At 68.7% G+C, this 26,861-nt stretch carries 28 protein-coding genes and 1 tRNA gene; 20 read left to right on the top strand and 9 right to left on the bottom strand.

Annotated features, from left to right (window positions below):
- The 7 genes from B0E52_RS07155 to B0E52_RS07125 all read left to right on the top strand — a co-directional run bounded on the left by B0E52_RS07155 (position 1) and on the right by B0E52_RS07125 (position 7,056).
- Positions 1 to 1,674 (top strand): DUF6519 domain-containing protein, encoded by a 1,674-nt coding sequence (locus B0E52_RS07155; RefSeq protein WP_077483036.1) that lies wholly within the window; start codon positions 1 to 3, stop codon positions 1,672 to 1,674.
- Between the two features lie 6 nt (positions 1,675 to 1,680).
- Positions 1,681 to 2,961 carry a PASTA domain-containing protein gene (locus tag B0E52_RS07150; RefSeq protein WP_077483034.1) on the top strand — a complete coding sequence of 427 codons (1,281 nt, stop codon included), beginning with the start codon at positions 1,681 to 1,683 and terminating at the stop codon, positions 2,959 to 2,961.
- Positions 2,954 to 3,520 (top strand): hypothetical protein, encoded by a 567-nt coding sequence (locus tag B0E52_RS07145; protein WP_077483032.1) that lies wholly within the window; start codon positions 2,954 to 2,956, stop codon positions 3,518 to 3,520. Before B0E52_RS07150 ends, B0E52_RS07145 begins: the two co-directional genes overlap by 8 nt.
- A gap of 61 nt (positions 3,521 to 3,581) precedes the next feature.
- The gene (gene dusA, locus B0E52_RS07140) at positions 3,582 to 4,580 is read left to right on the top strand and encodes a tRNA dihydrouridine(20/20a) synthase DusA (RefSeq protein ID WP_077483030.1); all 999 of its coding nucleotides are present in this window, start codon (positions 3,582 to 3,584) and stop codon (positions 4,578 to 4,580) included.
- A gap of 82 nt (positions 4,581 to 4,662) precedes the next feature.
- On the top strand, positions 4,663 to 4,989 hold the full coding sequence (locus B0E52_RS07135; protein WP_077483028.1) for a PepSY domain-containing protein: 327 nt from the start codon (positions 4,663 to 4,665) through the stop codon (positions 4,987 to 4,989).
- Positions 4,989 to 5,681 (top strand): response regulator transcription factor, encoded by a 693-nt coding sequence (locus B0E52_RS07130; protein ID WP_077483026.1) that lies wholly within the window; start codon positions 4,989 to 4,991, stop codon positions 5,679 to 5,681. Before B0E52_RS07135 ends, B0E52_RS07130 begins: the two co-directional genes overlap by 1 nt.
- Positions 5,647 to 7,056, top strand: coding sequence for an ATP-binding protein (locus B0E52_RS07125; protein ID WP_077483024.1), 1,410 nt, complete (start codon positions 5,647 to 5,649; stop codon positions 7,054 to 7,056). Before B0E52_RS07130 ends, B0E52_RS07125 begins: the two co-directional genes overlap by 35 nt.
- Before the next feature lie 81 nt (positions 7,057 to 7,137).
- Here the strand turns inward: B0E52_RS07125 and B0E52_RS07120 are convergent, their stop codons facing one another.
- Positions 7,138 to 7,491, bottom strand: coding sequence for a hypothetical protein (locus B0E52_RS07120; protein WP_077483022.1), 354 nt, complete (start codon positions 7,489 to 7,491; stop codon positions 7,138 to 7,140).
- 182 nt (positions 7,492 to 7,673) lie between these two features.
- Between B0E52_RS07120 and B0E52_RS07115 the strand changes: the two genes are divergently transcribed.
- The 7 genes from B0E52_RS07115 (at position 7,674) to B0E52_RS07085 (ending at position 12,936) form a co-directional block, all read left to right on the top strand.
- Positions 7,674 to 8,663, top strand: coding sequence for a biotin--[acetyl-CoA-carboxylase] ligase (locus tag B0E52_RS07115; RefSeq protein WP_077483020.1), 990 nt, complete (start codon positions 7,674 to 7,676; stop codon positions 8,661 to 8,663).
- Positions 8,660 to 9,397 (top strand): type III pantothenate kinase, encoded by a 738-nt coding sequence (locus B0E52_RS07110; RefSeq protein WP_077483018.1) that lies wholly within the window; start codon positions 8,660 to 8,662, stop codon positions 9,395 to 9,397. The genes B0E52_RS07115 and B0E52_RS07110 overlap by 4 nt, the downstream gene beginning before the upstream one ends.
- A gap of 33 nt (positions 9,398 to 9,430) precedes the next feature.
- On the top strand, positions 9,431 to 10,111 hold the full coding sequence (locus B0E52_RS07105) for an SPOR domain-containing protein (protein WP_077483016.1): 681 nt from the start codon (positions 9,431 to 9,433) through the stop codon (positions 10,109 to 10,111).
- A 28-nt stretch (positions 10,112 to 10,139) separates the two neighbouring features.
- A tRNA-Thr gene (locus B0E52_RS07100) sits at positions 10,140 to 10,212 on the top strand.
- Between the two features lie 74 nt (positions 10,213 to 10,286).
- Positions 10,287 to 11,201 carry an arginase gene (gene rocF / locus B0E52_RS07095; protein WP_077483014.1) on the top strand — a complete coding sequence of 305 codons (915 nt, stop codon included), beginning with the start codon at positions 10,287 to 10,289 and terminating at the stop codon, positions 11,199 to 11,201.
- A gap of 32 nt (positions 11,202 to 11,233) precedes the next feature.
- A complete protein-coding gene (locus B0E52_RS07090; protein ID WP_077483012.1) occupies positions 11,234 to 12,583 on the top strand; it encodes a tryptophan--tRNA ligase in 1,350 nt (449 codons plus the stop codon).
- Between the two features lie 11 nt (positions 12,584 to 12,594).
- Positions 12,595 to 12,936 (top strand): hypothetical protein, encoded by a 342-nt coding sequence (locus B0E52_RS07085; RefSeq protein ID WP_077483010.1) that lies wholly within the window; start codon positions 12,595 to 12,597, stop codon positions 12,934 to 12,936.
- Here the strand turns inward: B0E52_RS07085 and B0E52_RS07080 are convergent.
- The 5 genes from B0E52_RS07080 to hppD all read right to left on the bottom strand — a co-directional run bounded on the left by B0E52_RS07080 (position 12,920) and on the right by hppD (position 17,418).
- Positions 12,920 to 13,303 (bottom strand): VOC family protein, encoded by a 384-nt coding sequence (locus B0E52_RS07080; protein ID WP_077483008.1) that lies wholly within the window; start codon positions 13,301 to 13,303, stop codon positions 12,920 to 12,922. The genes B0E52_RS07085 and B0E52_RS07080 overlap by 17 nt on opposite strands.
- A 73-nt stretch (positions 13,304 to 13,376) precedes the next feature.
- Positions 13,377 to 14,363 (bottom strand): fumarylacetoacetate hydrolase family protein, encoded by a 987-nt coding sequence (locus tag B0E52_RS07075; RefSeq protein ID WP_077483006.1) that lies wholly within the window; start codon positions 14,361 to 14,363, stop codon positions 13,377 to 13,379.
- 200 nt (positions 14,364 to 14,563) lie between these two features.
- Positions 14,564 to 15,856 carry a homogentisate 1,2-dioxygenase gene (hmgA, locus tag B0E52_RS07070; RefSeq protein ID WP_077483004.1) on the bottom strand — a complete coding sequence of 431 codons (1,293 nt, stop codon included), beginning with the start codon at positions 15,854 to 15,856 and terminating at the stop codon, positions 14,564 to 14,566.
- 17 nt (positions 15,857 to 15,873) lie between these two features.
- Positions 15,874 to 16,272, bottom strand: coding sequence for an endonuclease domain-containing protein (locus tag B0E52_RS07065; RefSeq protein WP_077483002.1), 399 nt, complete (start codon positions 16,270 to 16,272; stop codon positions 15,874 to 15,876).
- 51 nt (positions 16,273 to 16,323) lie between these two features.
- A complete protein-coding gene (gene hppD, locus B0E52_RS07060) occupies positions 16,324 to 17,418 on the bottom strand; it encodes a 4-hydroxyphenylpyruvate dioxygenase (protein ID WP_077483000.1) in 1,095 nt (364 codons plus the stop codon).
- A 193-nt stretch (positions 17,419 to 17,611) separates the two neighbouring features.
- On the opposite strand from hppD, the gene B0E52_RS07055 reads away from it, so the two are divergent.
- Complete coding sequence (locus B0E52_RS07055; protein WP_077483152.1) at positions 17,612 to 18,076, top strand: MarR family winged helix-turn-helix transcriptional regulator; 465 nt, start codon at positions 17,612 to 17,614, stop codon at positions 18,074 to 18,076.
- A 187-nt stretch (positions 18,077 to 18,263) separates the two neighbouring features.
- On the opposite strand, the gene B0E52_RS07050 is transcribed toward B0E52_RS07055, so the two are convergent.
- On the bottom strand, positions 18,264 to 19,766 hold the full coding sequence (locus B0E52_RS07050; protein ID WP_077482998.1) for an oligopeptide:H+ symporter: 1,503 nt from the start codon (positions 19,764 to 19,766) through the stop codon (positions 18,264 to 18,266).
- Between the two features lie 175 nt (positions 19,767 to 19,941).
- A complete protein-coding gene (locus B0E52_RS07045; protein ID WP_077482997.1) occupies positions 19,942 to 20,790 on the bottom strand; it encodes a tryptophan 2,3-dioxygenase family protein in 849 nt (282 codons plus the stop codon).
- A gap of 274 nt (positions 20,791 to 21,064) precedes the next feature.
- Here B0E52_RS07045 and pdhA point away from each other — a divergent pair, with 274 nt between their 5' ends.
- From pdhA to B0E52_RS07020, 5 genes are all read left to right on the top strand, one after another.
- Positions 21,065 to 22,150: a pyruvate dehydrogenase (acetyl-transferring) E1 component subunit alpha gene (gene pdhA, locus B0E52_RS07040; protein ID WP_077482995.1), complete on the top strand. Its 1,086-nt coding sequence runs from the start codon at positions 21,065 to 21,067 to the stop codon at positions 22,148 to 22,150.
- 3 nt (positions 22,151 to 22,153) lie between these two features.
- Entirely contained in the window at positions 22,154 to 23,134 is a 981-nt protein-coding gene (locus B0E52_RS07035; RefSeq protein ID WP_077482993.1) for an alpha-ketoacid dehydrogenase subunit beta, read from the top strand.
- Between the two features lie 176 nt (positions 23,135 to 23,310).
- Entirely contained in the window at positions 23,311 to 24,669 is a 1,359-nt protein-coding gene (locus tag B0E52_RS07030) for a dihydrolipoamide acetyltransferase family protein (protein ID WP_077482991.1), read from the top strand.
- A 258-nt stretch (positions 24,670 to 24,927) separates the two neighbouring features.
- A complete protein-coding gene (locus B0E52_RS07025; protein WP_077482989.1) occupies positions 24,928 to 25,389 on the top strand; it encodes a DUF1456 family protein in 462 nt (153 codons plus the stop codon).
- Between the two features lie 139 nt (positions 25,390 to 25,528).
- A complete protein-coding gene (locus B0E52_RS07020; RefSeq protein ID WP_077482987.1) occupies positions 25,529 to 26,017 on the top strand; it encodes a DUF456 domain-containing protein in 489 nt (162 codons plus the stop codon).
- Here the strand turns inward: B0E52_RS07020 and B0E52_RS07015 are convergent.
- Entirely contained in the window at positions 26,014 to 26,676 is a 663-nt protein-coding gene (locus tag B0E52_RS07015) for a hemolysin III family protein (RefSeq protein WP_077482985.1), read from the bottom strand. The two genes, B0E52_RS07020 and B0E52_RS07015, sit on opposite strands and share 4 nt — an antisense overlap.
- Positions 26,677 to 26,861: the final 185 nt, after the last annotated feature.

Here is a 26,861-nt window from a genome sequence, read left to right as displayed (position 1 = left end):
ATGAAAGGCGACTTCGCCCGATTCACCTTCGATCCGACCCTGCACTACAGCCAGGTGCTGCAACAACAGGGGCGCGTGCTGCTGGAAGCGGACTGGAACGAGCAGGGCCGTATCCAGTTGCACCTGCTGCGCACCCTGATCCGCGACCTGGTCGGGCCGTGCTGGGCGGTCGGCGACGGCTTCACCATCAGCACCAGCAGCCCGCCCAACGCAGACGGCACCAGCAAGTCCCTGCAGCCCCCCGACTGGTTGCTGAAAGCGGGGCACTTCTACGTCGACGGCATCCTCTGCGTCAACGAGGCCGACTGCACGCTGGCGACCCAGCCGAACGCACCCACGTTCGACTACGGCACGGGCGACGGCAGCAGCGGCTTCGAAACCCAGCTCACGAACTTCGCGCTGTGGCTGGACGTGTGGGAGCGCCACCTGTGCGCGCTTGAGGCGCCGGCCATCGCCGACGTGGCGCTCGAAGGCGTCGACACCGCCTCGCGCGCCCAAGTGGTATGGCAGCTGCGCATGCTCGACCAGGCACATGCCGACCAGCGGCTCAAGGACGTCAATTCCGCACTGAACCTGCGCATGTCGGCCACTGCCGACGGCGCCGCAAAGGCCACCATCCAAAGGCAGATCGACTCCGTGACTGCCCTGCAAGGCAGCATCGACGGCACGGCCAACAGCAATGGCACGGGCAACACCAACGATTCGCCCTGCACGCTGGTGCGCCAGGTACTCGCCGCACGCGCCAGCTACGCCCTGCCCGGGCTCAGCGCGGTGCTGGGGCAGGCGCCGTCCGACAGCGATCCCTGCGTGATCGCCGCCGATGCGCGTTACCGCGGCTGCGAAAACCAGTTGTACCGGGTGGAGATCCACCAGGGCGGCCTCGCCGGCACCGCGGCGGCGCCCGGCACGGCCAGCTTCAAGTGGTCGCGCGAGAACGGCTCGGTGGTGTTCCCGGTCGCCTCCGTCGCGCCACCCACCGCGCAGCCCGACGGCAGCGCGCAGCTCGTGGTGACGCTGGCCCGGCTGGGCCGAGACGCGCGGCTGGGACTGGCGGCGAACGACTGGGTCGAACTGGTCGACGATGACTACACGCTGGGTCAGCGCGCCTATCCGTTGCTGAAGGTGATCGGGCCCGTCGACGTGGCGAACAGCACGGTCACCTTGGCGGTACCCAAGGGCATTACCGCGTGGCCGCTGAGCAACGCACCCGCCAAGCACCCGCTGCTGCGCCGCTGGGACCATGGCGAGGACGCGAACGCGCCAGGCCTGGTGGCCGTGGTCGAGGGCACCACGATCACGCTGGAGGACAACATTCAGATCATCTTTGCACCGGGCGGCCTGTACGCCACCGGCGACTACTGGCTGATCCCCGCGCGCGTGGCCGGCAGCGGCATGCTGTACTGGCCCACCGACACCAGCGGCAACCCCGCCAGCCTGCCGCCACGCGGCCTGCACCACTACGCCGTGCTCGGCGTCAACGGCGACAAGGGCTACCAGGAATGCTGCTGCCGTTTCGATTCGCTGTGCGCACTGATCCAGGCCCTCCAACAGCAACAACCTGGCACCGCCCCGAGCAATGCCGTGCTCGCACCATCGGCCGCGGCGAAGGTGGCCGGCAACACAAACAGCGCGACGAAAAAGAAGAGTGCCGTCAACAAACCCAAAACAGGTTAGCTGCGGATGACCGACGGAACGGTCTGGGCGGTGCCCGATGAGCGAGTCTTGCAGCCAAGGGGCAAGGACAGCATGCGGCGCGAACAAACGACAACGAAAGCAGCGAGCTACCCAGCCATTGCGCTGGCGGCGCTGCTCATGCTGACGCCGAAGTTGCCGTTGCTGGCGCAACCGACGAACCCGACGCGGCCGCTTGACGATGCAGCCATGCATCCGGTGCCGGCGTTGCTTCAACAACCACCAGCAACAAACGATGCACAGGCAGACTGCCAGCCCGCCACGCTCATTGCGAGGCTGCGTCAACGCTACATGCCCCATGTGAGGGGATGCACCCTTGATATCGTCGAAGGCAGCTTCAAACGGGCCGATCGCGGTCCTGCGAAAGCAGTGCGGCAGCCGAGCGATTTACCAAGCGGCGTAGTGTCTAGCTCGGATCCGCCTGCAGACACCCAACTGCCGTCGAGCACGCAAGTAACGCTGTTCGTCTCGACGGGTCCTGGCCCGAAACCCCCTTCGGAAGGCATTGTTCCGCCAGCTGCGATTGCAACCATGGGTCCGAAGCCTAAGAAGCAGGCGATGACCACCGTACCCCTGGTCCGCGGGTATGCAGTAGCCAGCGCGGTGGAGGCCATCAATGGGAGGCACCTTGTCCCGATCCCAGGGGGCAGTGAATTCAGCGAAGAGCCTGTCGGCAGTGTCAGTCACACCGATCCCCCGGCGGAAAAGAGGGTCCTGCAGGACACGCCCGTCACCTACTGGACATCGCTCGGCAAGCGACCGTCGCCCCCACCTCCGCCCCAGCCTCCGCTGCCGCACATGGCGAGCGTGCCATCCGTGACAGGCGTGATTCCATCTGATGCGCTGGTGATTCTTCGGAAGGCCAGCTTGACCGCAGGCAAACCGATTCCCGAGTTGTCACTCGCCGGGACGGGTCGCATATCCCGACAGGATCCGCCAGCAGGAAGTCATGTCCCGCGGGGGACGATGGTGCTGCTGTGGTGGCCGTACGCGTGGTTGTCAGTGACGGGTCTCGTCGTGATCCCGTTGCTGATCCTGGGTTTCGCAGCCGGACTGCTGCTCAGGCATGTCCGTGCAAAGCGACGGCTGGCCTATACGCGCGCAGTGCTGCACATCCGTCCATCGCTGACACACGATGGCGGAACGCAGCTTGTCGGTGCGACCCCGTCAATCGGGCGGACATTGGCGCTGCGGGCATCCTTGCACCCGGGTGAGGTGCGTTTCACCGACCCGGTGTCGATCGAGCGGCAGGAGATCCAACATGACTGAGTCCAGCGGCTACCCGGTGCGCAATCTGTTGCCGGCTTCGCTCCCGCGCATGGACAGCGTGATGAAGCAGGAGCTCAGCAAGGATTCGCGCATCGATCCACGCAAGCTGGCGTGGGGGTTCATCGGCTCGGAAGCCACCGATGCGGTGCGCAGCGTGCTCGACTGCGATGTATTCGAGTTGCTGGCGCAGGGTTGGTGCATGGCGGAGAAGTTGCAGGAATATTCGGATCCGGCCAGGCACCCGCCTGGCGAGCGGTCCATCGTGTATCTGGCCAGGCACAGCTTCGTGAAGACCGTCCACCCGGTGCTGGAGGTCACGATCGATCCGGCCCAATGCGCGTCGCTACGTTTCACGCTCGAACTGGCAGCCAGTTTCCGCAGCGCGGCCTTGTTGATCGCCGATGGCCGGATCACCGCGGTAGGCGCCGGCGACGTCGACATCGGCGTGCGATTGAAATACGGCAACGCCACCTTGCTCGACAAGGAATCGCGAAAGCTGCCGCTCCCGGCGCGAATCGATTTCAAGGCTCCCGGACTGCGGATCGGTCGATCGTCATGACGCGGGCGGCAAAGGCGCGAGGTACACGCTGACGTCCGCAATCGACGACAATGGCGGCGTCATGACTCACGCCATTTTCCCCATCGAGCCCGCGGCCTCGGCTTGGCAGCTCTCCGTCGCCCCGATGATGGACTGGACCGACCGGCACTGCCGCTACTTCCATCGCCTGCTCTCGCCGCACGCGCGGCTGTACACCGAGATGGTGACCAGCGCGGCGCTGGTGCGCGGCAAGCAGCAGCGCCTGCTCGAACACAGCCACGAGGAACATCCGGTGGCGCTGCAGCTGGGCGGCAGCGAGCCGGGCGAGCTGGCCGAGGCGGCGCGCCTCGGCGCGGCGGCGGGCTATGACGAGATCAACCTCAATGTGGGCTGCCCGTCCGACCGCGTGCAGTCGGGCCGCTTCGGCGCCTGCCTGATGTACGAGCCGGCACTGGTGGCCGACTGCGTGAAGGCGATGCGCGACGCGGTGGGCGTGCCGGTGACGGTGAAGTGCCGCATCGGCGTGGACGAACAGGATGACTACGCCGACCTGCAGCACTTCACCGAAACCATGCTGGAAGCCGGCGTCGGGGTGCTGGTGGTGCACGCGCGCAAGGCTTGGCTGAAGGGCTTGTCGCCGAAGGAGAACCGCGAGATCCCGCCGCTGGACTACCCGCGCGTGCATCGGCTCAAGCGCGAGTTCCCGCAACTGGTGGTGGCGATCAACGGCGGCATCACCACGGTGGAACAGGTCGAGGCGCAACTGGCCGAGCTGGACGGCGTGATGCTGGGCCGCGCCGCCTACCACGACCCGTACCTGCTCGCCCGGCTCGAACAGGCGCTGTACGGCACCCCGCTGCCCGGCCGGGACGACGTGCTGCGGCGCCTGCGCCCCTACGTCGAGGCCGAACTGAAACGCGGCACCGCGCTCAAGCACATCACCCGGCACCTGCTCGGCCTGTACCAGGGCGAGCCGGGCGCGCGCGGCTTCCGCCGCGTGCTCAGCGAGGGGGCGCACCTGCCTGGCGCGGGCTGGGGGCTGATCGAGCAGGCGCTGGCGCCGCTGGTGGCGGCCGCGTGACAGCGACCGCCCGTCCGGTCACTATTCAGCCCTGCTCGCCCAAACTGAACGGCCTGAGACAGATCGTGGTCGAAGCATGCCGATGAAGGCCAACCGAATCCTCCCGCTGCTCATGCCGTTGGCGCTGGTGCTGGGTGCAAGCCCCGCGGCATGGGCGCAGGCCAAGTCCAAGGACCTCAGCCTCGGCGAGGCCGTGAGCCGGGCACAGCAGGAAACCAACGGCCAGGTGCTGTCGGCCGACTCGGTGCGCCGGGACCGCCGCACCGAGTACCGCGTCAAGGTGCTGACGCCACAGGGCCACGTGCGGGTGATGACGATACCCGCCAGCGGCGGCGACAGTATCCGGCCAACCTCCCCGTCAACCCGCAACCCGCCCGCCCGGCGTCCCGGCGGCAAGGAGAAACACTGATGCGCATCCTCTTGGTGGAAGACGAGGCCCCGCTGCGCGAGACGCTGGCGGCACGACTGAAGCGCGACGGCTTTGCCGTCGACGCGGCGCAGGATGGCGAAGAAGCGCTCTACCTCGGCCGCGAAGTGCCGTTCGACCTTGCCATCATCGACCTGGGCCTGCCGAAGATGTCCGGCATGGAGCTGATCAAGGCGCTGCGTGAGCACGGCCAGCGCTACCCGGTGCTGATCCTCACCGCGCGCGGCGGCTGGCAGGACAAGGTGGAAGGCCTCAAGCAGGGCGCCGACGACTACCTGGTCAAGCCGTTCCACGTCGAGGAACTGCTGGCGCGCATCAACGCGCTGGTGCGCCGCGCCAGCGGCTGGTCCAAGCCGGTGCTGGCCTGCGGCCCGATCAAGCTCGACACTACCGCGCAGACGGTGACGGTGGAAGGCAAGATCGTCGACCTCACCAGCTACGAGTACAAGGTGCTGGAATACCTGATGCTGCACGCCGGCGAACTGGTCTCCAAGGCCGATCTCACCGAGCACATCTACCAGCAGGACTTCGACCGCGACTCCAACGTGCTGGAAGTCTTCATCGGCCGCCTGCGCCGCAAGCTGGACCCGGAAGGCGCCCTCAAGCCCATCGAGACCGTGCGTGGACGCGGATACCGCTTTGCCATCCCCCGCACCGACGGCGACGACGAGTGAACCCGCGGCGCGCCGCCCGCTTTCGCTGGCGGCGCGCTCGGCCATCACCACCGGCTTCGTGCTGGCCGCCTTCCTTGGCCTGGTCGGCGTGGTCATGTCCGTCACCAAGCAGCAGAGTGCGCTGAACAACCTGCAGGGCCAGCTGCGCGACGCCGCGATCACCGACATCATCACCCACACTGACGCCAACCGCGACGGCCGCCTGCTGCCGCCCGACTCGCCGCCGCAGAAGTTCTCCCAGCCCGGCTCCGGCCTGTACGCGGTCATCCTGGGGCCGGACGGCTACCACTGGGAATCCACCTCGGCGATCGGCCACGACTTCCGCTTCCTCAAGCCGCTGCCGGCGGGCGAACAAGTGTTCACCGGCCCCGTCGACACCCGCATGGGCCGGCTCTACTACTACGCGATCGGCGTCGCGTTCGACTTCCCGGGCCGCAAGTCCACCCCCGCCACCATCATGGTGGCGCAGACCGAGCAGCAGCTCGAAGGCGAGAACGCGGTGTACCGGCGCACGCTGGCGCTGTGGCTGTCGGTGCTGGGCGTGATGCTGATCGTGCTGCAGCTGCTGCTGCTGCGCTGGAGCCTCACCCCGCTGCGCAAGGTGGCCAGCGAGATGAGCCAGGTCGAGCGCGGCGACAGCGACCACCTGGACAGCCAGTACCCGCTGGAGCTGACCGGCCTCACCGAGCGCATCAACGCCTTCATCGACAGCGAGCGCGAACAGCGCACGCGCTACCGCCACACCCTCGCCGACCTCGCGCACAGCTTGAAGACGCCGCTGGCGGTGATCCGCTCGCAGCTGGAATCGGCCAGCGACGAATCCACCCGCCGCGGCGTGCTCGACCAGGTGCGTCGCATGGACGAGTTGGTCGCCTACCAGCTGGCGCGCGCCGCCACCTCGGGCCGCCAGACCTTCGCCATCGCGGTGCCGATCGCCAGCCACGCCGAGGACCTGGTGCAGAGCCTGGAGAAGGTTTACGCCGCGAAGAACGTGCTGTGCGAATTCGACATCGCCGACGGCGCCTCCTTCCACGGCGAGTTGAACGACCTGCTTGAATTGATGGGCAACCTGCTGGAGAACGCGTTCAAGTGGACGCGCCACCACGTGCTGCTGGTGGTGCAGAAGCAGCCGCAGCCCGGCCGCGGCCGTCCCGGCCTGCTGATTAGCGTGGAGGACGACGGCCCCGGCATCGCCGCGGACAAGATCGAGAAGGTGCTGCAACGCGGCGTGCGCGGCGACGAGCGCGTGCAGGGCCACGGCATCGGCCTGTCCATCGTGCAGGACATCGTGCGCGCCTACCGCGGCGAGTTGACGGTGGATCGATCGCCCGACCTGGGCGGTGCGCGCTTCAGCGTGACGCTGCCGCCAGAGTAGGCGCGCACCCTGTGCGCGAATGCTTTGGTTGCAGGTTTTGGCGCTGGCCAACACCAGAGCCATCGCGCACAGGGTGCGCTCCTACTGGATGGAACCGGGCACCAGCGACTGCCAACCCAGGGCAGCCGGCCGTGCGCTGGCGGGGGCGGAGATGCGGCCGCCGCGTTCGCTGCCGCCGGCCGCGCCGCCGCTACCGCGGCTGTCGGTGTCGCTGGCGTCGCTGGTCTCGTTGTCGCTGCCATGCCGGGACGAGGGGCAGTCGCGGTTGAGGCCCAGCGCGTCGCCGCCGCTGGTGCTGCCGGCGTCGCGGGCGTTGCTGTCGGCGGCACCGTGGCTGCCTGTGGTGATGTCGCGGGCATCCATGTCCGTCGCCATGGCGCTGCCCATGCCGGCCAGGCCGATCAGGCAACCGATCATCCAGTGTCTGGCACTCATGGCATGCAACCCCTTGATCCACAAGCGAGGCCGTCGATAGTCGCAGAAATGCACCGGCGCTGCCAGTGCCCCTGCCGCCGGCTGCGGCGCCCGGCTAGAATCCGTCGGATGCGTGTGACTTTCCCCTTTATCTGCCGCCGCCACGCCATCGCCGCCCCGACCGGCTTGCGGGCGGCCCGCTGATGCAGCCTGCCGAACTGCTGGCCGAGCTGGCCGCGGGCAGCCCGCTTTCCGGCGTCGAACTGGCCGCCAGCGCCGGCGTGACCCGCGCCGCGATATGGAAACAGATCGAGGCGCTGCGCGCGCGCGGCGTGCCGATCGAGGCCGGCGGCGCGGGCGGCTACCGCCTGCCCTGGCCGATCCAGCTGCTGGACGCCGCGCGCATCCGCGCCGCCCTGCCCGCCACCGTCTCCAAGCGGCTGGGCGCGCTGGAGGTGCACTGGGAGCTGGACTCCACCTCCAGCGAACTGCAGCGCCGCGGTGCCGCGGTGCCGGATCTCGCCATGGTGCTGGCCGAGACGCAGAGCGCTGGCCGCGGCCGCCGCGGTCGCACCTGGCTGTCGCCGCCGGGCCTGAACCTCTACCTGTCCTGCCTGAAACGCTTCGACACCGGCTTCGCCGCGCTGTCCGGGCTGTCGCTGGCGCTCGGCGTCATCGTGCTGCGCACGCTGAAATCGCTGGGCATCGCCGGCGCTGGCCTGAAATGGCCGAACGACGTGCTGGCCGCCGCGCCCGGCCACGCGCCCGGCAAGCTGGCCGGCATCCTGGTCGAGCTCAGCGGCGAATACCAGGGGCCGTGCGCCGCCATCATCGGCATCGGCCTCAACCTGCGCCTCACCGACGCGCTGCGCACCCGGGCCGGCCAGCCCACCTGCGATCTCGCCACGCTGGCCGGCGGCACGCCACCGGACCGCAACCGCACGGCGGCTGCGCTGATCGCCGCGCTGGCCGCGGGCCTCGCGCAGTTCGAGCGCGACGGCTTTGCCGCCTTCGCCGACGAGTACGCCCGCCACGACCTGCTGCGCGACCGGCCGCTGCGGCTCAGCGGCGCCGGTGGCGAGCGCGACGGGATCGGCGCCGGCGTGGACAGCCGCGGCGCCCTTCTGCTGCGCCTGCCCGACGGCGAACTGCAGCACATCGACAGCGCCGACATCACGGTGCGTCGCAAATGAAACTTCTGCTCGACCTCGGCAACACCCGGCTGAAATGGGCGCTGCGCGACGGCGCCGACTGGCGCGCGAACGGCGCGGTGGCGTGGAACGAGAACGTGGCGGATGCACTCGCCGAAGCGTGGTCGTCCCTGCCACAGCCGGCGGCGGTATTCGGCGCCTCGGTGGTCGACGCGCCGCGCGAGGCGCGGGTCGCCGCCAGCGTCGCCGTCGCGTTCGGGCACGAGCCGTTCTGGCTGCGCACTCCGGCCGAAGCCTGTGGCGTGCGCAACGCCTATGCCGAACCGCAAAAGCTGGGCGTGGACCGCTTCCTCGCGATGGTCGCCGCCCGCGCCGATGGCCTCGCACCCTGCGTGCTGGCGGGCGTGGGCACCGCGCTCACGCTGGATGCGCTGGCCGCCGACGGCCGCCATCTCGGCGGCCTGATCGCGCCGGGTCCGCGGCTGATGCAGCGGTCCCTGCTCGGCGCCACCGCGCAGGTGCGGCCCGCGCATGCGGGCACGGTCGTCGAGGCGGCGGACAATACCGCCGACGCGGTGGCTTCCGGCTGCTGGCTGGCGGCGGCGGCGCTGATCGAGCGCTTCGCGGCGCGCATGGCGCCGGCGTTGGGTGGCGCGCCCGCGCTGCGCCTGGGCGGCGGCGACGCGGAAGCGCTGCTGCCCCTGCTCGCGACACCGGCGCAACTCGCGCACGACAGTGTGCTGCACGGTTTGGCGGTGTGGGTCGCGGCACAATAGCCGGACGCCACTGGCGCAAATGACGGGGGATCGATGTTCCTGCGACTGCTGTTCGTGCTGCTGATCATGCTCAACATCGTGGCCGCCGCGTGGCTGCTGCTCGGCCAGCCGTACGCGTACTTGCCGCCGGCCACCGATCCGGGCGTGCCGGAACTGCACCTGCTCTCCGAACTGCCCGCGCAGCCGGCCACCGCGGCAGTCGCCGACAGCGTCGCCGCGCCCGCTCCTGCACCGGCCGCGGCGAATGCGAATGCACCCGCCCAGCTGCGCTGCCTCACGCTGGGGCCGTTCGCCACGCCGCACGACCTGCAGCAGGCCCGCAGTGCGCTGACGCCGCTGACCCAACGCATGCGTTCGCGCCAGGAACAGGTCGCCCAGTCGCACAGCTGGTGGGTCTACCTGCCCGCGCCGGGCAGCCGAGCGCAGGCGCTGGCGCTGACCCGCCAGCTCGCCGCGCGCGGCCTCAAGGATTATTTCGTGGTGGGCGGCGGCGACCAGCCCAACACGATCTCGCTGGGCCTGTTCAGGGACCAGGACAACGCGCGCAAGCGCCGCGCCGACGTGATCGCCGCCGGCTTCCCTGCCCGCATCACCGAACGCACCGAGAGCGCGCCGCAATACTGGCTCGACCTGGTCACCGACCGCAGCGGCTTCGACTGGCGCAGCCGCATCCGCGCCGACGGCGTGGGCTCGCACAGCACCAGCTGTTTTTGAGGCCACCCCTGCTAGAATCCCGCCCCACGCCGGCATAGCTCAGTTGGTAGAGCAACTGATTTGTAATCAGTAGGTCGCGGGTTCGATTCCTGCTGCCGGCATACCCCGAAGCGGCCACGTCACAGCCGACCCGTTACACTCGGGGGCTGCAAGTCATCGACGTGGACACAGCAACATGAGCAAGCAGACGATCGCCCTGGTGGGCGTGCCCACCGACATCGGCGCCGGGCATCGTGGCGCCTCGATGGGACCGGAAGCGCTGCGCGTGGCGCAAATCGCCGAGAAGCTGCGCGCGCGCGGGCTCGACGTGTCCGACCGCGGCAACCTGCACGGCCCGGTGAACCCGTGGCTGCCGCCGGTGGACGGCTACCGCCACCTGGCCGAGGTGACGGCGTGGAACAAGGCCGTGCATGCGGCCGTCTACGACGAGCTGGCGCAGGATCGGCTGCCGATCATGCTCGGCGGCGACCACTGCCTCGCGATCGGCTCGGTCAGTGCGGTGGCGCGCCATTGCCGCGAGAACGGCAAAAAACTGCGCGTGCTGTGGCTGGACGCGCACAGCGACTTCAACACCGCGCAGGCCACGCCCTCCGGCAACATCCACGGCATGCCGGTGGCCTGCCTGTGCGGCAACGGCCCGGCCGCCCTCACCGGCATCGGCGGCCACACGCCGGCGGTGACGCCCGACGTGTTCCGCCAGATCGGCATCCGCTCGGTGGACGAAGGCGAGAAGCGGCTGGTGCGCGAGGCGGCGGTGGACATCTACGACATGCGCCACATCGACGAGGTGGGCATGAAGCGCGCGATGGAGGAGGCGCTGGCCGGCATGGATGCGCGCACCCACCTGCACGTGAGCTTCGACGTGGACTTCCTCGACCCGGTGATCGCGCCGGGCGTGGGCACCACCGTGCGCGGCGGCCCGAACTACCGCGAGGCGCAGCTGTGCATGGAGATGATCGCCGACTCGGGCCGGCTCGGCTCGCTCGACATCGTCGAGCTGAACCCCGCGTTCGACAAGCGCAACGCCACCGCGAAACTGGCGGTGGACCTGGTCGAGAGCCTGTTCGGCAAATCCACCCTGATCCGTTGACGCGCCACGCCCCGACACCACAAGCGAACGACATGCAGACCCGAGTCCTCACCGGCATCACCACTACCGGCACCCCGCACCTTGGCAACTACGCGGGCGCGATCCGCCCCGCGATCGCCGCCAGCCGGCGCGCGGATGTCGACGCGTTCTTCTTCCTCGCCGACTACCACGCGCTGATCAAGAGCGACGATGCCGCGCGCATCGAGCGTTCGCGGCTGGAGATCGCGGCGAGCTGGCTGGCGGCGGGGCTGGACCCTGCGCGCGTCACGTTCTATCGGCAGTCGGACATCCCCGAGATCCCCGAGCTGACCTGGTTCCTCACCTGCGTCACCGCCAAGGGCCTGCTCAACCGCGCGCACGCCTACAAGGCCGCGGTGGACCGCAATACGGAAACGGGCGAGGACGCGGACGCCGGCGTCACCGCGGGCCTGTACATGTACCCGGTGCTGATGGCCGCCGACATCCTCGCGTTCGACGCGCACAAGGTGCCGGTGGGGCGCGACCAGATCCAGCACCTGGAGATGGCGCGCGACATCGGGCAGCGCTTCAACCACATCTACGGCCGCGATTTCTTCGTGCTGCCCGAGGTGCAGATCGAGGAAGAGGTGGCCACCTTGCCGGGCCTGGACGGCCGCAAGATGTCGAAGAGCTACGACAACACCATCCCGCTGTTCGCCGGCGGCGCGAAGGCGCTGCGCGAGGCGATCCTGCGCATCGTCACCGACTCGCGCGCGCCGGGCGAGCCGAAAGACCCGGACAGCTCCGCGCTGCACACGATCTTTCGCGCGTTCGCCGACGAGGCCGAGAGCGCGGCGTTCCGCGCCGCACTGGTCGATGGCCTGGGCTGGGGCGAAGCGAAGCAACGGCTGTTCGAACGCATCGAGCGCGATGTGGCGCCGATGCGCGAGCGTTACGACGCGCTGATCGCCAAGCCTGACGAGATCGAGGCCACCCTGCGCGAAGGCGCAAGCAAGGCGCGCGCGATCGCCACGCCCAAGCTCGCCGCGATCCGCGAGGCCATCGGCCTGAGCGCGATGGGTGCCGCGCCCGCCGCCAAGGCCGGCAAGCCGGCTGCCCCGAAGACCGGCAACGCGGCACCGCGCTTCGCCAGCTTCCGCGACGGCGACGCCGGCTTCCGCTTCCGCCTGTTCGCCACCGACGGCGAGGAACTGCTGCTGTCGGTGCCATTCGCCGACCCCAAGGCCGCGGGCGCGCTGCAGCAGCGCATCCGCAAGCTGGGCCATGCCGCCGTGCTGCGCGAGGACGGCGATGCGCTGGTGCTGGAGCTGGAGGGCGAAACCGTCGCCCGCACGCCGCAGGCCGGCGACGCGATGCTCGGCCGCCTGCGCCAGGCGCTGCAACAGCTGGCTACGCAGGACTGACGAGGCCCCCGATGCGCTACCTCGCCCTGCTGCTGCTCGCGCCCTGGCTGCTGATCCTCGGCTGGGCCTACGCGAGCTACCCGAAGTCGCTGCCGCGCACGCCGACGCGCCGCTTGTTCGACGTACTGGCGCTGCTGTTGGCCTTCGCCGCCGCCACGTATGCCGGCCTGCTCGGCTTCGATGCGGTGCAACCGTCCGTGCCCGACGAGGCCGGCCGGCGCGCCAGCGGCGCGATCTGGCAGCAGGTGCTGCCCGCGCTGTGTGGTTATGGCGCCTTCACCACGGTGCTGGTGCTGGCCCTGCTGCTGCGCGCGTGGCTGTGGCGCCGGCGCGGCTTCAGTCCCAGCGGTTGAGGTGCGGGCCGAACGCCGCGCGCTGCCGGCGCACGATGCAGAAACGCTGCCCGCCGGGCGCCTCCATCACCCACCAGCGCTGCCGCACGAAGGCGATGCGCCGCGCGCCCAGGCGCTCCAGTCGCGCCGCCTCGGCTTCCAGGTCGTCGGTCTCGATGTCCAGGTGCACGCGGCTCTCGTGCTCGACCTTCTGCAGCAGGATCAGCGGTTCGTCATCCGCCGTGCGCAGTTCCGCGTAGCGGCCGTCGCCATCCTGGTCGAGCGTGACGATGGGCTTGCCCAGCGTGGCGCTCCAGAACCGGGCGGCATCGCCCAGGTCGTCGACCTTGCAGTCCAGGACCAGGGCACACAGGCGGCTGTGATGCATGGGGCACCTCGCGACGGGACGGAGGCGCCGAGTGTGCGCCGGCACGCAGGCCGGCGCATCCGTCGTGTCGCGATCAGCGTGCCAGCGGCACGATGCGCTGCTCGATCGCGCCGAAGATCGAGGCGCCAGCCTGGTCGGTGATCTCGATGCGCAGCGTGTCGCCGTACTTCAGGAACGGCGTGGCGGGCTTGCCATCGCGCAAGGTTTCCACCGTGCGCTGCTCGGCGAGGCAGGAGGCGCCCAGGCTGGTGTCCTCGTTGGCGATGGTGCCGGAACCGACGATGGTGCCCGCGGTCAGCGGGCGCGTCTTCGCCACGTGCGCCACCAGTTCGGCGAAGCTGAACTGCATGTCCACGCCGCATTCGGCCGCGCCGAACCACGCGCCGTTGAGCCAGGTGCGCATCGGCAGGTGCAGCTTGTCGCCCTGCCAGGCCTCGCCCAGCTCGTCCGGCGTCACCAGCACCGGCGACAGCGCCGAGCGCGGTTTCGACTGCAGGAAGCCGAAGCCCTTGGCCAGTTCGCCTGGAATCAGCCCGCGCAGCGAGACGTCGTTGATGAGACCCACGAGCTGGATGTGTTCGCTCGCCTCGGCCGGCGTCGCCGCCATCGGCACGTCGTCGGTGACCACGATCACTTCGGCTTCCAGGTCGATGCCGTAGTCCTCGCTGGGCACCACCACGTCGTCGTGCGGGCCGAGGAAGCCGGCGCTGGTGGCCTGGTACATCAGCGGGTCGGTGTAGAAGGACTTCGGCACCTCGGCGCCGCGGGCGCGGCGCACGCGCTCGACGTGCGGCAGGTAGGCCGAGCCGTCCACGAATTCGTAGGCGCGCGGCAGCGGCGCGGCGAGCTTGTCCACGCCCAGCGCGAACGCATCCGCGGCGCTGCCGGCGTTCAACGCATCGGACAAGGCGTTGAGCCGCGGCGCGGCGTTCGACCAGTCGTCCAGCGCGGCCTGCAGCGTGGGTGCGATGCCGGCGGCCCTCACCGCGCGCTGCAGGTCGCGGCTGACCACGACCAGCGTGCCGTCGCGGCCACCTTCTTTGAGAGATGCGAGTTTCATCGTGCTGCCTTGTCGGTAGTGAGTGCGGTCGGCACCGAAGATGCCCTGATTTTGCCCGTCATCCCGGAATCGCGCAGCGATATCCGGGATCCAGTGTCCTTGTGTCTTCCCCCATGCATGGAAGGCACTGGATGACCAGACGTTCGGCTGTTGAAAAGCGACTCGCTGGAATGACGGAGTCGCGATTCATCCGGACTTGTCTAAGGCGCGAAGTGCTTGGCGATGCCTTGCCAGCACTTGTAGTAATCCTGCTGCAGCTGCGGCGAGTCCAGCGCCTGCCGGGTGGGGCGGATCACCTTGCGCGTCTCGAACATGAAGGCCATGGTGCCGCCGATCACGTCGGGCTTCGAGATATCCGCGTTCGAGGCCTTCTCGAACGTGGCCGCGTCCGGGCCGTGGCCGCTCATGCAATTGTGCAGGCTGGCGCCGCCGGGTACGAAGCCCTCGGCCTTGGCGTCGTAGACGCCGGCGATCAAGCCCATGAACTCGCTGGCCACGTTGCGGTGGAACCACGGCGGCCGGAAGGTGTGCTGCGCCACCAGCCAGCGCGGCGGGAAGATCGCGAAATCCATGTTCGCCGTGCCGGGCGTGTCGCTGGTCGAGGTGAGCACGGTGAAGATCGACGGGTCGGGATGGTCGACGCTGATCGAGCCGATGGTGTTGAAGCGGCGCAGGTCGTATTTGTACGGCGCGTAGTTGCCGTGCCAGGCCACCACGTCCAGCGGCGAGTGGCCGATACGCGCGAGCCACAGCGCGCCCTGGAATTTCGCCACCAGCTCGAACGCGCCTTCGACATCCTCGTATGCCGCCAGCGGCGTGAGGAAGTCGCGCGCGTTGGCGAGGCAGTTCGAACCGATCGGGCCCAGCTCCGGCAGGCGCAGCTGCGCGCCGAAGTTCTCGCAGACGTAGCCGCGCGCCGCGCCATCCGGCAGCTCGACGCGGAAGCGCACGCCGCGCGGGATCACCGCGATCTCCTGCGGCTCGATCTCCAGCACGCCCAGTTCGGTGGCGAGGCGCAGGCGGCCTTGCTGCGGCACGATCAGCAGCTCGCCATCGGCGTCGTAGAAGAAACGCCCTGCCATCGAACGGTTCGCCGCGTAAACGTGGATGCCCACGCCCGCCTGCTCCGCCGCGCCGCCGTTGCCGGCGATGGTGACCAGGCCATCGACGAAATCGGTGGGCGCCGTGGGCATCGGCAGCGGGTCCCAGCGCAACTGGTTCGGCGTGGCGGGCGCCTCGTCGAAACGGTTGTGGAATGTGGCGTGCGCCAGCGGCGCGAACGGCTGGTGCACCGCCGCCGGGCGGATGCGGTACAGCCAGCTGCGCCGGTTTGCGTGGCGCGGCGCGGTGAACGCGGTACCGGACAGCTGCTCCGCGTACAGGCCGTGCGCCACGCGCTGCGGCGAGTTCTGGCCCACGGGCAGCACGCCGGCGATGGCCTCGGTGGCGAATTCGTTGGCGAAGCCGGATTGGTAATCGATGCCGACAGACATGGGCAAGCCTTCCGCTTTCAAAGCCCCTCTCCCTCCGGGAGAGGGGTTGGGGTGAGGATCCGATTTTCCGCGGCGCCGAAGATCGCTTCGAGCACCGCATCCGTCTGTTGCAGGACGTCGTTGTCCCAGTAACGCAAAACCTTCATACCCTGCGCTTCGAGAAATCGGGTGCGCGCGTGGTCGACCACTTCATCATGCTGCGAGCCGTCCAATTCCACGACCAGTTTCTTCGCTGCGCAATAGAAATCCACGACGTAAGGCGACATGGGGTGCTGGCGGCGGAATTTCAGGCCATTCAGCCGGCCGCCGCGCAGGCGATACCAGAGCTTCAGTTCCGCCTCCGTAGCCGACCTGCGCGGTTCGAGCGACTGCTCGCGCGTTCGTGTCGGCAGCGGCGGGTTGATGCGTTCCGGCATGCCCGAACCCTCTCCCCAACCCCTCCCCCGGAGGGGGAGGGGCTCTCGTCCTTACAACACGCCGCGCTTCATCTGGTCGCGTTCGATGCTCTCGAACAGCGCCTGGAAGTTGCCTTCGCCGAAGCCCTCGTTGCCCTTGCGCTGGATGATCTCGAAGAAGATCGGGCCGATCGCGTTCTGGGTGAAGATCTGCAGCAGCAGGCGCTGCTTCGTCTCCTGGTCGGCGTCGATCAGGATCTTGTTCTTCGCCAGGCGGGGCACGTCCTCGCCGTTGTCCGGAATGCGCAGATCGATCACGTCGAAATAGCTGTCCGGCGTGTCGAGGAATTCCACGCCCTGCGCGCGCATCGCCTCCACCGTGGCGTAGATGTCGTCGGTGAAGCAGGCGATGTGCTGGATGCCCTCGCCCTTGTAGGCGTCGAGGTATTCGTTGATCTGGCTCTTCGGATCGGTGGATTCGTTGAGCGGGATGCGCACGACGCCGTCCGGCGCGGTCATCGCCTTCGACACCAGGCCGGTCTTGGCACCCTTGATGTCGAAGTAGCGGATCTCGCGGAAGTTGAACAGGCGCTCGTAGTAGTCCGACCACTTCTGCATGTTGCCGAAGTACAGGTTGTGCGTGAGGTGGTCGATGAAGGTGAGGCCGTAACCCTTCGGGTTGGTCGCGGCGCCCTCGACCGGTGCGTAGTCGTCGCCGTAGATGCTGCCCTTGTCGCCGTAGCGGTCCACCAGATACAGCATGCAGTCGCCGATACCCTTGATCACCGGGGCGTCCACCGCCTTGCTGGCGGCCTTGTGCTCCATCGCCTCGCCGCCGTTCGCCAGCACCGCATCCAGCACCGTGCCGGCGGGTCTGGTGAAGCGGATCGCGAAGCCGCAGGCGCTGGGGCCGTGCGTCGCGGCGAAGTCGGCGGCGAAGGAATCCGGATCCTCGTTGACCAGGAAGTTCACGTCGTTCTGGCGGTACACGGTGATCGGGCGGCGCTTGTGCTTCAGCACCGCGCTGAAACCCATCCGGCGGAACAGCGCGTGCAGCTCGTTCGCGCGCCCGGCCGGCGCGGCGAATTCGACAAACTCGAAGCCGTTGATCCCCATCGGGTTCTCGAACGTGGTGACCTGCATACCGAGGTTGGGCTGGGCGTTCATGGGAACTCTCCGACGGGCTACGATGGGGGAACAAATCGCGCTGCCATGCGTGCTTTCGCATACCACGCGCTAAATTGATGCCTGCTCTTGGTGAAAAATGCGGCCATGAATGGCCGCCCATCTGATCTTCGCGGCCACGGATGACCGCCTCATCATGGTTTCATCTGAAACCATTTGCAAGGAACACCGCAGCATGCCCGCCGGACGCCACCCCGACCACGCCCCGCTGGAGCTGGAGCGCTTCGTGCCCTACCAGCTGTCGATCGTGTCGAACACGGTCAGCCAGGCTATCGCCGACGACTACCAGGCGCGCCACGACCTGGGCGTCACCGAATGGCGGGTGATGGCGGTGCTCGCCCGTTTCGACGGGCTTTCGGCGCGCGAGGTGGCCGAGCGCACCGCGATGGACAAGGTAGCGGTGAGCCGCGCGCTGGCACGGCTGGTGGCCGCCAGCCGCGTGCGGCGGCACATCCACGCCGACGACAAGCGGCGCTCGGTGCTGGGCCTCACCGCCGCCGGCTGGAAGATCCACGACGAGGTGGCGCCGATGGCGCGGTTGCGGGAGCGGGAGTTGCTGGCCCGATTGGCGCCGGAGGAACAGGTTTGGCTCACGCGCATCCTGGACAAGCTGATGCCGCAGGACGGTCGCGAGGGCTGAGCGGAACCGTTGTCGATTCCGCGATATCGACGACTGGGCCGCCGCCGACAAGCAAGAGCCAGAGCCGTTATTGATGTCCCGGGACAGGGCTCCTGCCCTGCCCGGGACTCGCCATGATCGGGCGCAGCCCGATCATGGCTCCGTCAGGCGCGCGATGCGCGTCTGACGACGGGCCACCCATGGCCCGTTATTTCACGCCGTGCATGAGCTTGTTCACCAGCGGCGCGATCAGCAGCAGCAATACGCCGGCGCCCAGCAGCAGCCAGAAGCTGAAGGTGAACCCGTCCAGCGCCGCAGCTGCGGTCAGCCCGTGTGCGCCGGCGACGCGGCTGGCGAACAGACCGGAGAGATTCCCACCCACCGCCAGCGACAGGAACCAGCCGCCCATCGCGAAGCCCACCAGCTTCGGCGGCGCCAGCTTGGTCACCATCGACAAGCCGATCGGCGACAGGCACAGCTCGCCCAGCGTCTGCATCACGTAGCACAGCACCAGCGGCCAGAACGGGATCAGTCCGTTCGCGCCGAGCAGCTTCGCCAGCGCGTACACCAGCACCAGGAAGCCCAGCGCGTTGAACAGCAGGCCGAAGCCGAACTTGCGCGGGATCGACGGCTCCATGCGACGCTGGTCCAGCCAGCCCCACACCAAGGCCACCAGCGGCGCGAACACGATGATCGCCAGCGGACTCACCGACTGGAACCAGCCCACCGGGAACGTCCAGCCGCCGAACATCTTGCGGTCCACCAGGTTTTCGGCGAGGAAGTTGAACGTGGTGCCGAGCTGGTAATAGAACATCCAGAACAGCACGTTGAACGCGAAGATGATCAGCATCGCGATCACCCGGTGCGTCTGCACGCGGCCGTGCCGCGCCGCCTCCACCAGCAGCATCGCGGCCACCACCACGAACAGCAGGCCCAGCACCCACTGCAGGCCGGTCGCGCCGATGCCGGAAAGCAGCCAGTACACCACCGGCACGGCCACGATCACGCCCGCGAACACCCACAGCACGCGCACCCGGCTCTCCGCGCCGGGCAGCGGCCGGCCCACACCCTTGAGCTGGCGCCGGCCGAACCAGAACCACAGCAGGCTCAGCAGCATGCCCACGCCGGCGGCGAGGAACACCAGCCGGTAGTTCTGCTCAAGTGGCGTGTCGGTGAAATGCGCGGCCATCCAGCCGGTGAGCAGCGGCGCCACCAGTGCGCCGGCATTGATGCCCATGTAAAACAGGGTGAAGCCGCGGTCGCGGCGCGGATCGTCGCGGCCGTAGAGCTGGCCCACCATCGAGGAGATGTTCGGCTTGAACAGGCCGTCGCCCACGATCACCAGCGCGAGGCCCAGCAGCAGCATCAGGCGCGACGGCACCGCCAGCACGAACAACCCCGCCGCCATCACCGCGGCACCGAGCAGGATGGTGCGCTGATAGCCGATCAGCTTGTCCGCTACCCAGCCGCCGAAGATGCCGGTGCCGTAGATCAGCGCGGTGTACGAACCGAAGATCGCGCTGGCCCAGGCCTGGCCCGCGCTGTCGCCGTGGTAGAACTGCGCCACGATGTACAGCGCCAGCGCCCAGCTCACGCTGTAGAACGCGAAGCGCTCCCAGAATTCGGTCATGAACAGCATCCACAGCGGCCGCGGATGGCCGAGCAGCTGCGGATAGTCCGGCGCGGCGCCGGCGGTGGCGGATGGATTCATGCGGTTTCCCGGGCAACAGGTAGGCGCCGCATGGTAGCGCGGACGGGCGCCTCTCCCGTATTCGCGCCTGCCGCTACCTCACGGGCAGGAGCGCACCCTGTGCGCGATGAAGCTCTTCGCGAAGGCGCCAATCGCGCACGGGGCGCGCTCCTACACAGGCGTTGGTGCGCGCAGATCAGGTACCCAGCACCGTGCGCACTTCCAGCAGCTCGGGGAAGAAGGTGAGGTCCAGCGCCTTCTTGAGGAAGCCCACGCCGGAGGAGCCGCCGGTGCCGCGGCGATGGCCGATGATGCGCTCCACCGCCTTCATGTGGCGGAAGCGCCAGAGCTGGAAGCTCTCCTCGATGTCCACCAGGGTCTCGCACAGATGGAACTCGGCCCAGTATTGCTCAGGCGCTTCGTAGATGCGGCGGAACACCGGCAGCAAGGCCTCGCTGAACTGCCATGGCTGGGTCACGTCGCGCTCAAGCAATGTCTGCGGTACCGCGTGGCCGCGCCGCGCCAGCCAGCGCAGCGCCTCGTCGTACAAGCCGGGCGCGTGCAGCGTGTCGCGCAGGCCGGCCTGGATCGCCGGGTCGTGCGCGAACACCGCGAGCATGTCGGCGTTCTTGTTGCCGAGCAGGAATTCCACCGTGCGGTACTGCGCCGACTGGAAGCCGGAGGATGGCCCCAGCGCGTCGCGGAAGGCGAGGTATTCGTGCGGCGTCATCGTCTCCAGTACCGCCCACTGCTCGAACAGCTGGCGCTGGATCTGCTTCACCCGCGCCAGCACCTTGAGGCAAGGGTCGATGCGGTCGTCGTGCAGGAACGCCAGCGCCGCGCGCAGCTCGTGGATCACCAGCTTCAGCCACAGCTCGGCCACGTGGTGCTGCACGATGAACAGCATCTCGTCGTGGTACGGCGGGTCGGACACGGGCCGCTGCGCGGACAGCAACGTATCCAGGTGCAGGTAGCCGGCGTAGGTCATGCGCCCCGAGAGATCGCGCTCGATGCCCGCCTCGAGCTCGCGCTGGTTGTCCGTCATGGTCGATCGCGGCTGCCGAAAGCGTGCATGGTAACCGCTGATGACGCTCGACCCGCAGACATGGCCGTGGCGCCACTTTTTGCGATGCGCCGTACCCGCCCGCATGCTGCGGCGTACCTTGCGACGCAACATGCCCGCCTGCTATCTATGTACGGCTTTTCCCGGCCGTTTTGGTCGCCACGGCGATCGTCCGGCACGGGAGTTCCAGCGCGCCAGGCCCCACTGGATGGGCCGCCGCCCCCACTTCCCCCATTCGTCCAAACGGGAGCGAGTCGTGTCCATCGCCGCCAAGTTCGAAATCGAATACCTGCAATACCTCGACGCCGAGGGCAAGCAGGTTCGCAAGGATCTGCCCGCCTTCGCCAAGGATCTCGACCACATGGTCGAGCTGTACAAGCTGATGCTGTCCACCCGCGTGTTCGACGCGAAATCGGTGGCACTGCAGCGCACCGGCAAACTGGGCACCTACGCCAGCTGCCTCGGCCACGAAGCCGCGCACGTCGGCATCGGCAGCGCGATGAAGCCGGAAGACGTGCTGGCCGTGAGCTACCGCGAATACGGCGCGCAGCTGTACCGCGGCGTGCAGCCGCGCGAGGTCTACATGTACTGGGGCGGCGACGAGCGCGGCAACGACTACCAGAACGAGCCGGCCCGCCACGACTTCGCCTGGTCGGTGCCGATCGCCACGCAGTGCCTGCACGCAGCCGGTTCCGCGCTGGCGTTCAAGATCCGCGGCGAGAAGCGCGTGGCGGTGTGCACGATCGGCGACGGCGGCTCGTCCAAGGGGGACTTCTACGGCGCGATCAACATCGCCGGCGCGCAGAACCTGCCGCTGGTCGCGGTGATCGTCAACAACCAGTGGGCGATCTCGGTGCCACGCAAGATCCAGTCCGGCGCGCCCACGCTGGCGCAGAAGGGCATCGCCGCCGGCCTGTACTGCATCCAGGTGGACGGCAACGACATCATCGCCGTGCGCAAGGCGATGGAGGACGCGCTGGAGCGCGCCCGCAACGGCGAGGGCGGCAGCGTGATCGAGGCGGTGACCTACCGCCTTGGCGACCACACCACCGCCGACGACGCGCGCCGCTACCGTGGCGAGCAGGAAGTGAAGGACGCCTGGGCGAAGGAGCCGATGAAGCGCCTGCGCAACTGGCTGGTGGACAAGGGCGTGTGGGACGACGCGAAGGAAGAGGCCTGGAAGGCCGAGTGCGACGAGTGGATGGACAACGAGGTGAACGCCTACCTCGAGACCAAGACGCAGCCGGTGACGGCGATGTTCGACTACACCTTCGCCGAAGTCCCCGCCGACCTCGCCAAGCAGCGCGAGTACGTCCTTTCGCTCGAACAGAAGGCCCACTAAGCCATGGCACAAATCACTCTCATCGAAGCCGTCACCCAGGCGCTCGCCTACGAGATGAAGCACGACGACAGCGTCGTGGTGCTGGGCGAGGACGTGGGCGTCAACGGCGGCGTGTTCCGCGCTACCCAGGGCCTGCAGGAAAAGTTCGGCGAGCTGCGCGTGCTCGACACGCCGCTGGACGAGACCACCATCGCCGGCGTCACCGTCGGCCTCGCCGTGGCCGGCATGAAGCCGGTCGCCGAGGCGCAGTTCGAGGGCTTCATCTACCCGATGATGGAGCAGATCGCCTGCCACGCCGCGCGCATGCGCAACCGCACCCGCGGCCGCCTCACCGTGCCGGCCGTATGGCGCGCGCCGTGGGGCGGCGGCATCCGCGCGCCGGAGCACCACTCCGAGGCGAACGAGCACCTGTTCACCAACATCCCCGGCCTGCGCGTGGTGCTGCCCTCCTCGCCCGCGCGCGCCTACGGCCTGTTGCTGGCGGCGATCCGCGATCCCGACCCGGTGATCTTCCTCGAACCCAAGCGCATCTACCGCCAGTACAAGGAAGAGGTGCCGGACGACGGCGAGGCGCTGCCGCTGGACGTGTGCTTCGTGCTGCGCGACGGCAGCGACGTGACCCTGGTGACCTGGGGCGCGCAGGTGAAGGAAACGCTGGAAGCCGCCGACGAACTGGCCAAGCAGGGCATCAGCGCCGAAGTGATCGACGTCGCCACGCTGACCCCGCTGGACTTCGACACCATCGCCGAGTCGGTGCAGAAGACCGGCCGCTGCGTGATCGTGCACGAGGCGCCCAAGACCGCCGGCTTCGGCGCCGAGATCGCTGCCCGCATCGCCGAGGAATGCCTCTACGACCTGCTCGCCCCGGTCGAGCGCGTCACCGGCCCCGACACGCACATCCCGCTGTTCCGCCTGGAGATGAGGTACCTGCCCAGCGTGGAACGTGTCGTCGACGCGGCGAAGCGCGCGCTCGCGGTTTCATAATCCCTTCTCCCCTCAGGGGAGAAGGTGCCCCGAAGGGGCGGATGACGGGACAAGGCTTGCGGCAAGGCTCATCGAAAGGGGTTTCGATGCAGTTCAAGGCAAGCCCCGGCCCCTCACCCCGGCCCTCTCCCCCGAGGGGAGAGGGAGAAAACCTCAAAACTCTTGGAAGCTCTCTCATGGCCGACATCAAGACATTCCACCTGCCCGACCTCGGCGAAGGCCTGCCCGACGCCACCATCGTCGAGTGGCACGTGAAGGAAGGCGACTACATCAAGCTCGACGCACCGTTGTGCTCGATGGAAACCGCCAAGGCGGTGGTCGACGTGCCGTCGCCCTACACCGGCACGGTGAAGAAGCTCCACGGCGCCCCCGGCGACATCATCGAGACCGGCGCCGCGCTGGCCGACTTCGAGCCCGATGCGAACGCCAAGCAGCGCGCCGAAGCCGAATCCACCGGCCACCACCACGGCCCGAAGAAGGCCGAGGCGCCCGCGCCGGCGCCCGCACCTGCGGCCAAGGCCGCCACCGCCGATCGCGAGGACGAAGGCACCGTGGTCGGCGCGATGGTCAGCGGCAGCCACGTGCACGTCGAACAGGCCGCCAGCATCGGCGGCGTGAAGGCGGTGCCCGCGGTGCGCGCGCTGGCGAAGAAGCTCAAGGTCGACCTCGCCCGCGTGCGCCCCACCGGCGCCGACGGTGTGGTCACGATGCAGGACGTGAAGAACGCCGCCGCCAACGGCAGCGCCGCGCTGGGCGCCGCCCCGGCCCGCGCCGTGCCCGCCGCCGCCGGCCGCCACCTGGCGCCCGAACTGCCCGAACCCGGCGCCGCGCCGAGTCGCACGCCGGTGTCGCTCGCCGGCAAGGCCGTGCGCACCGCGCCGCCGACGGTGCAGGCCAGCGGCCAGCCCGAGCAGCTCAAGGGCGTGCGCCGCAACATGGCGCGCGTGATGGCCGACGCGCATGCGCAAGTGGTGCCCACCACCCTCGTCGACGACGCCGACCTGCACGCCTGGATCGGCAAGCAGGACATCACCGCGCGCCTGATCCGCGCCATCGTCGCCGCCTGCAAGGCGGTGCCGGCGCTGAACGCCTGGTTCGACGGCAAGAACCTCACGCGCACGATGCACCCGCAAGTGGACATCGGCATCGCCGTGGACACCGAGGACGGTCTGTTCGTGCCGGCGCTGCGCAACGCCGACGTGCTCGACGGCGCCGGCATCCGCGCTGCGATCAAGCGCCTGCGCAGCTCGGTCGAGGACCGTTCGATCCCGCCGTCGGAGTTGTCCGGCTACACCATCAGCCTCAGCAACTTCGGCATGTTCGCCGGCCGCTACGCCACGCCGGTGGTGGTGCCTCCGACCGTCGCCATCATCGGCGCCGGCAAGCTGTGCCACGACGTGGTGGCCGTGATGGGCGGCATCGAGGTGCATCGCCGCATGCCGATCTCGCTGACGTTCGACCACCGCGCTGCCACCGGTGGCGAGGCCGCGCGCTTCCTCAAGGCGCTGCTGGACGACTTGTCGCTGCCGAACTGATCGGTTTGAACTTGTGAGCGAATCGCGGGGCGCCTTCGGGCGCCCCGCTGCTTTCGGGGACGACGGCACGCCATCGACCTTCACCTCTCCCGCCTGCGGGAGAGGCTGCCCGAAGGGCTGGAGAGGGCGCTCCAGCCCACAGGCGTGCAGGCCGAAGCCCCTCTCCTCCAACCCCGCGCCCCAAGCGGGAGAGGGGAACAGGCAGCGCACTAGCATGCCTCACGCGAACGACGCGTGGGCAGCCGATAGAATGCCCCCATGATCAACAACGACATCCTGCGCAGCGTGCGCTACATGCTCGACCTGCCCGACGGCAAGCTCCCGTCCATCGTGGCGCTGGCCGGGCTGGAGGTGACTCCCGCCGACATCGACGCGTACCTGATGAAGGACGACGAGCCCGGCTACCGCGACTGCCCCGACAAGGTGATGGCGCATTTCCTCGACGGCCTGGTGGTGCACCTGCGCGGCCGCGACGACAGCCGCCCGCCGTTGCCGGTGGCCAAGCGCGTCAGCAACAACCTGGTGCTGAAGAAGCTGCGCGTGGCCTTCGAACTGCGCGACGACGACCTGCACGCGATCCTCGCCGCCGCGGGTTTCCCGCTGTCGAAATCCGAACTCACCGCGCTGTTCCGCAAGCCCGAGCACCCCAACTACCGCCCCTGCGGCGACCAGCTGCTGCGGCATTTCCTGCGCGGCCTCACCCAACGCCTTCGCAATTGAAGAGTGCAGCCATGGATGGCTGCCCGTTTGATTCTCGCGATCATGGATGATCGCAAAAGTGCCGATAGAGTGCGGCCACGGATGGCCGCCCATTTGATTCTCGCGATCAAGGATGATCGCAAAGAACCAAGGAACTGCCATGTGGTTCGACCTAGTGTTCTACACCCTGGGCGCGCTGCTGATCGTGGGCGGTCTGGTCGGCGCGATCCTGCCCACCCTGCCCGGCATCCCGATGGTGTTCGGCGGCATCTGGCTGGTCGCCGCGGTGAACGATTACCAGCACGTCGGCCTGTGGTGGCTACTGCTGATCGGCGCGCTGGGCACCGTGGGCGTGATCGTGGACTTCGTCGCCGGCACGCTGGGCGCCAAGCGCGTGGGCGCCAGCAAGCGCGCACTGTGGGGCGCCTCGCTGGGCACCTTGGTCGGCATGTTCTTCGGCATCCCCGGCATCCTGATCGGCCCGTTCGCGGGCGCGTTGATCGGTGAGCTGTCGTCGGGCACCAGCGTGCTGCGCTCGGCCCACGTGGGCATCGGCACGTGGATCGGCCTCTTGCTGGGCGCGCTGGTGAAGCTGGTGATCTCGCTGGTGATGGTGGGCCTGTTCGGCTTCGCGATGCTGGTCGACTAGGCCGCTGCCGGCAGCACGTACAGCAGCACCGCGAAGTAATGCAGCACGCTGCCGGCGAGCACGAAGGCGTGCCATAGCGTGTGCTGGTACGGCAGCTTGCGCCACAGGTAGAACGGCACGCCCAAGGTATAGGCCACGCCGCCGCCGATCAGCAGCGCCATGCCGCCCGCCTGCAGGTGCGCGGCCAGCGGCTTGAACGCGAGCATGCCGATCCAGCCCATGCCCACGTACAGCAGCACGGCGAGCTTGCGCCAACGGCGGAACCAGCCCAGCTCCAGCACGCTGCCGACCAGCGCGAGCGTCCACACCGCGGCGAACAGGCTCCAGCCCCACACGCCCGGCAGGGCGAGCAGGGTGAACGGCGTGTAGGTGCCGGCGATCAGCAGGTAGATCGCGATGTGGTCCAGCGTGCGCAGCAGCGGCTTGGCTGTGACATTGGGAATCGCGTGGTACAGCGTGGAGGCGGTGTACAGCAGGATCAGGGTGACGCCGTACACCGCGCTGGCGACCACCGCACGCGAGTCGCCGCGCAAGGCGGCAAACGACACCAGGACCGCGAGGCCGCCGATGCTGAGCATGATGCCCAGCCCGTGCAGCAGGCTGCTGGCGAATTCGTCACCGCGGCGGTAGCGCGGCAAGGCGGCGATGGCGGCGGTCATGGCGGTTCCAGCGTGGGACATCGATCTCGCACCATAGCGGCGGCGCCCGCGCTTGCCTACCGCAGCCAGGCGTCCACGCGTTTGATACGCGCCCCGCCGCGTGAATCCGGCCTTCACCGGACCTGCACGCTGCCTCCATGCCGACACGCTCACGCTGCGCGGGCGCCGCCGCTATGGTGCGAGAT

Source organism: Rhodanobacter sp. C06, assembly GCF_002001105.1.
GTDB lineage: Bacteria > Pseudomonadota > Gammaproteobacteria > Xanthomonadales > Rhodanobacteraceae > Rhodanobacter_A.
Note: the sequence above shows the minus strand (reverse complement) of the source record. Positions and strands in the feature narration are given on the sequence as shown.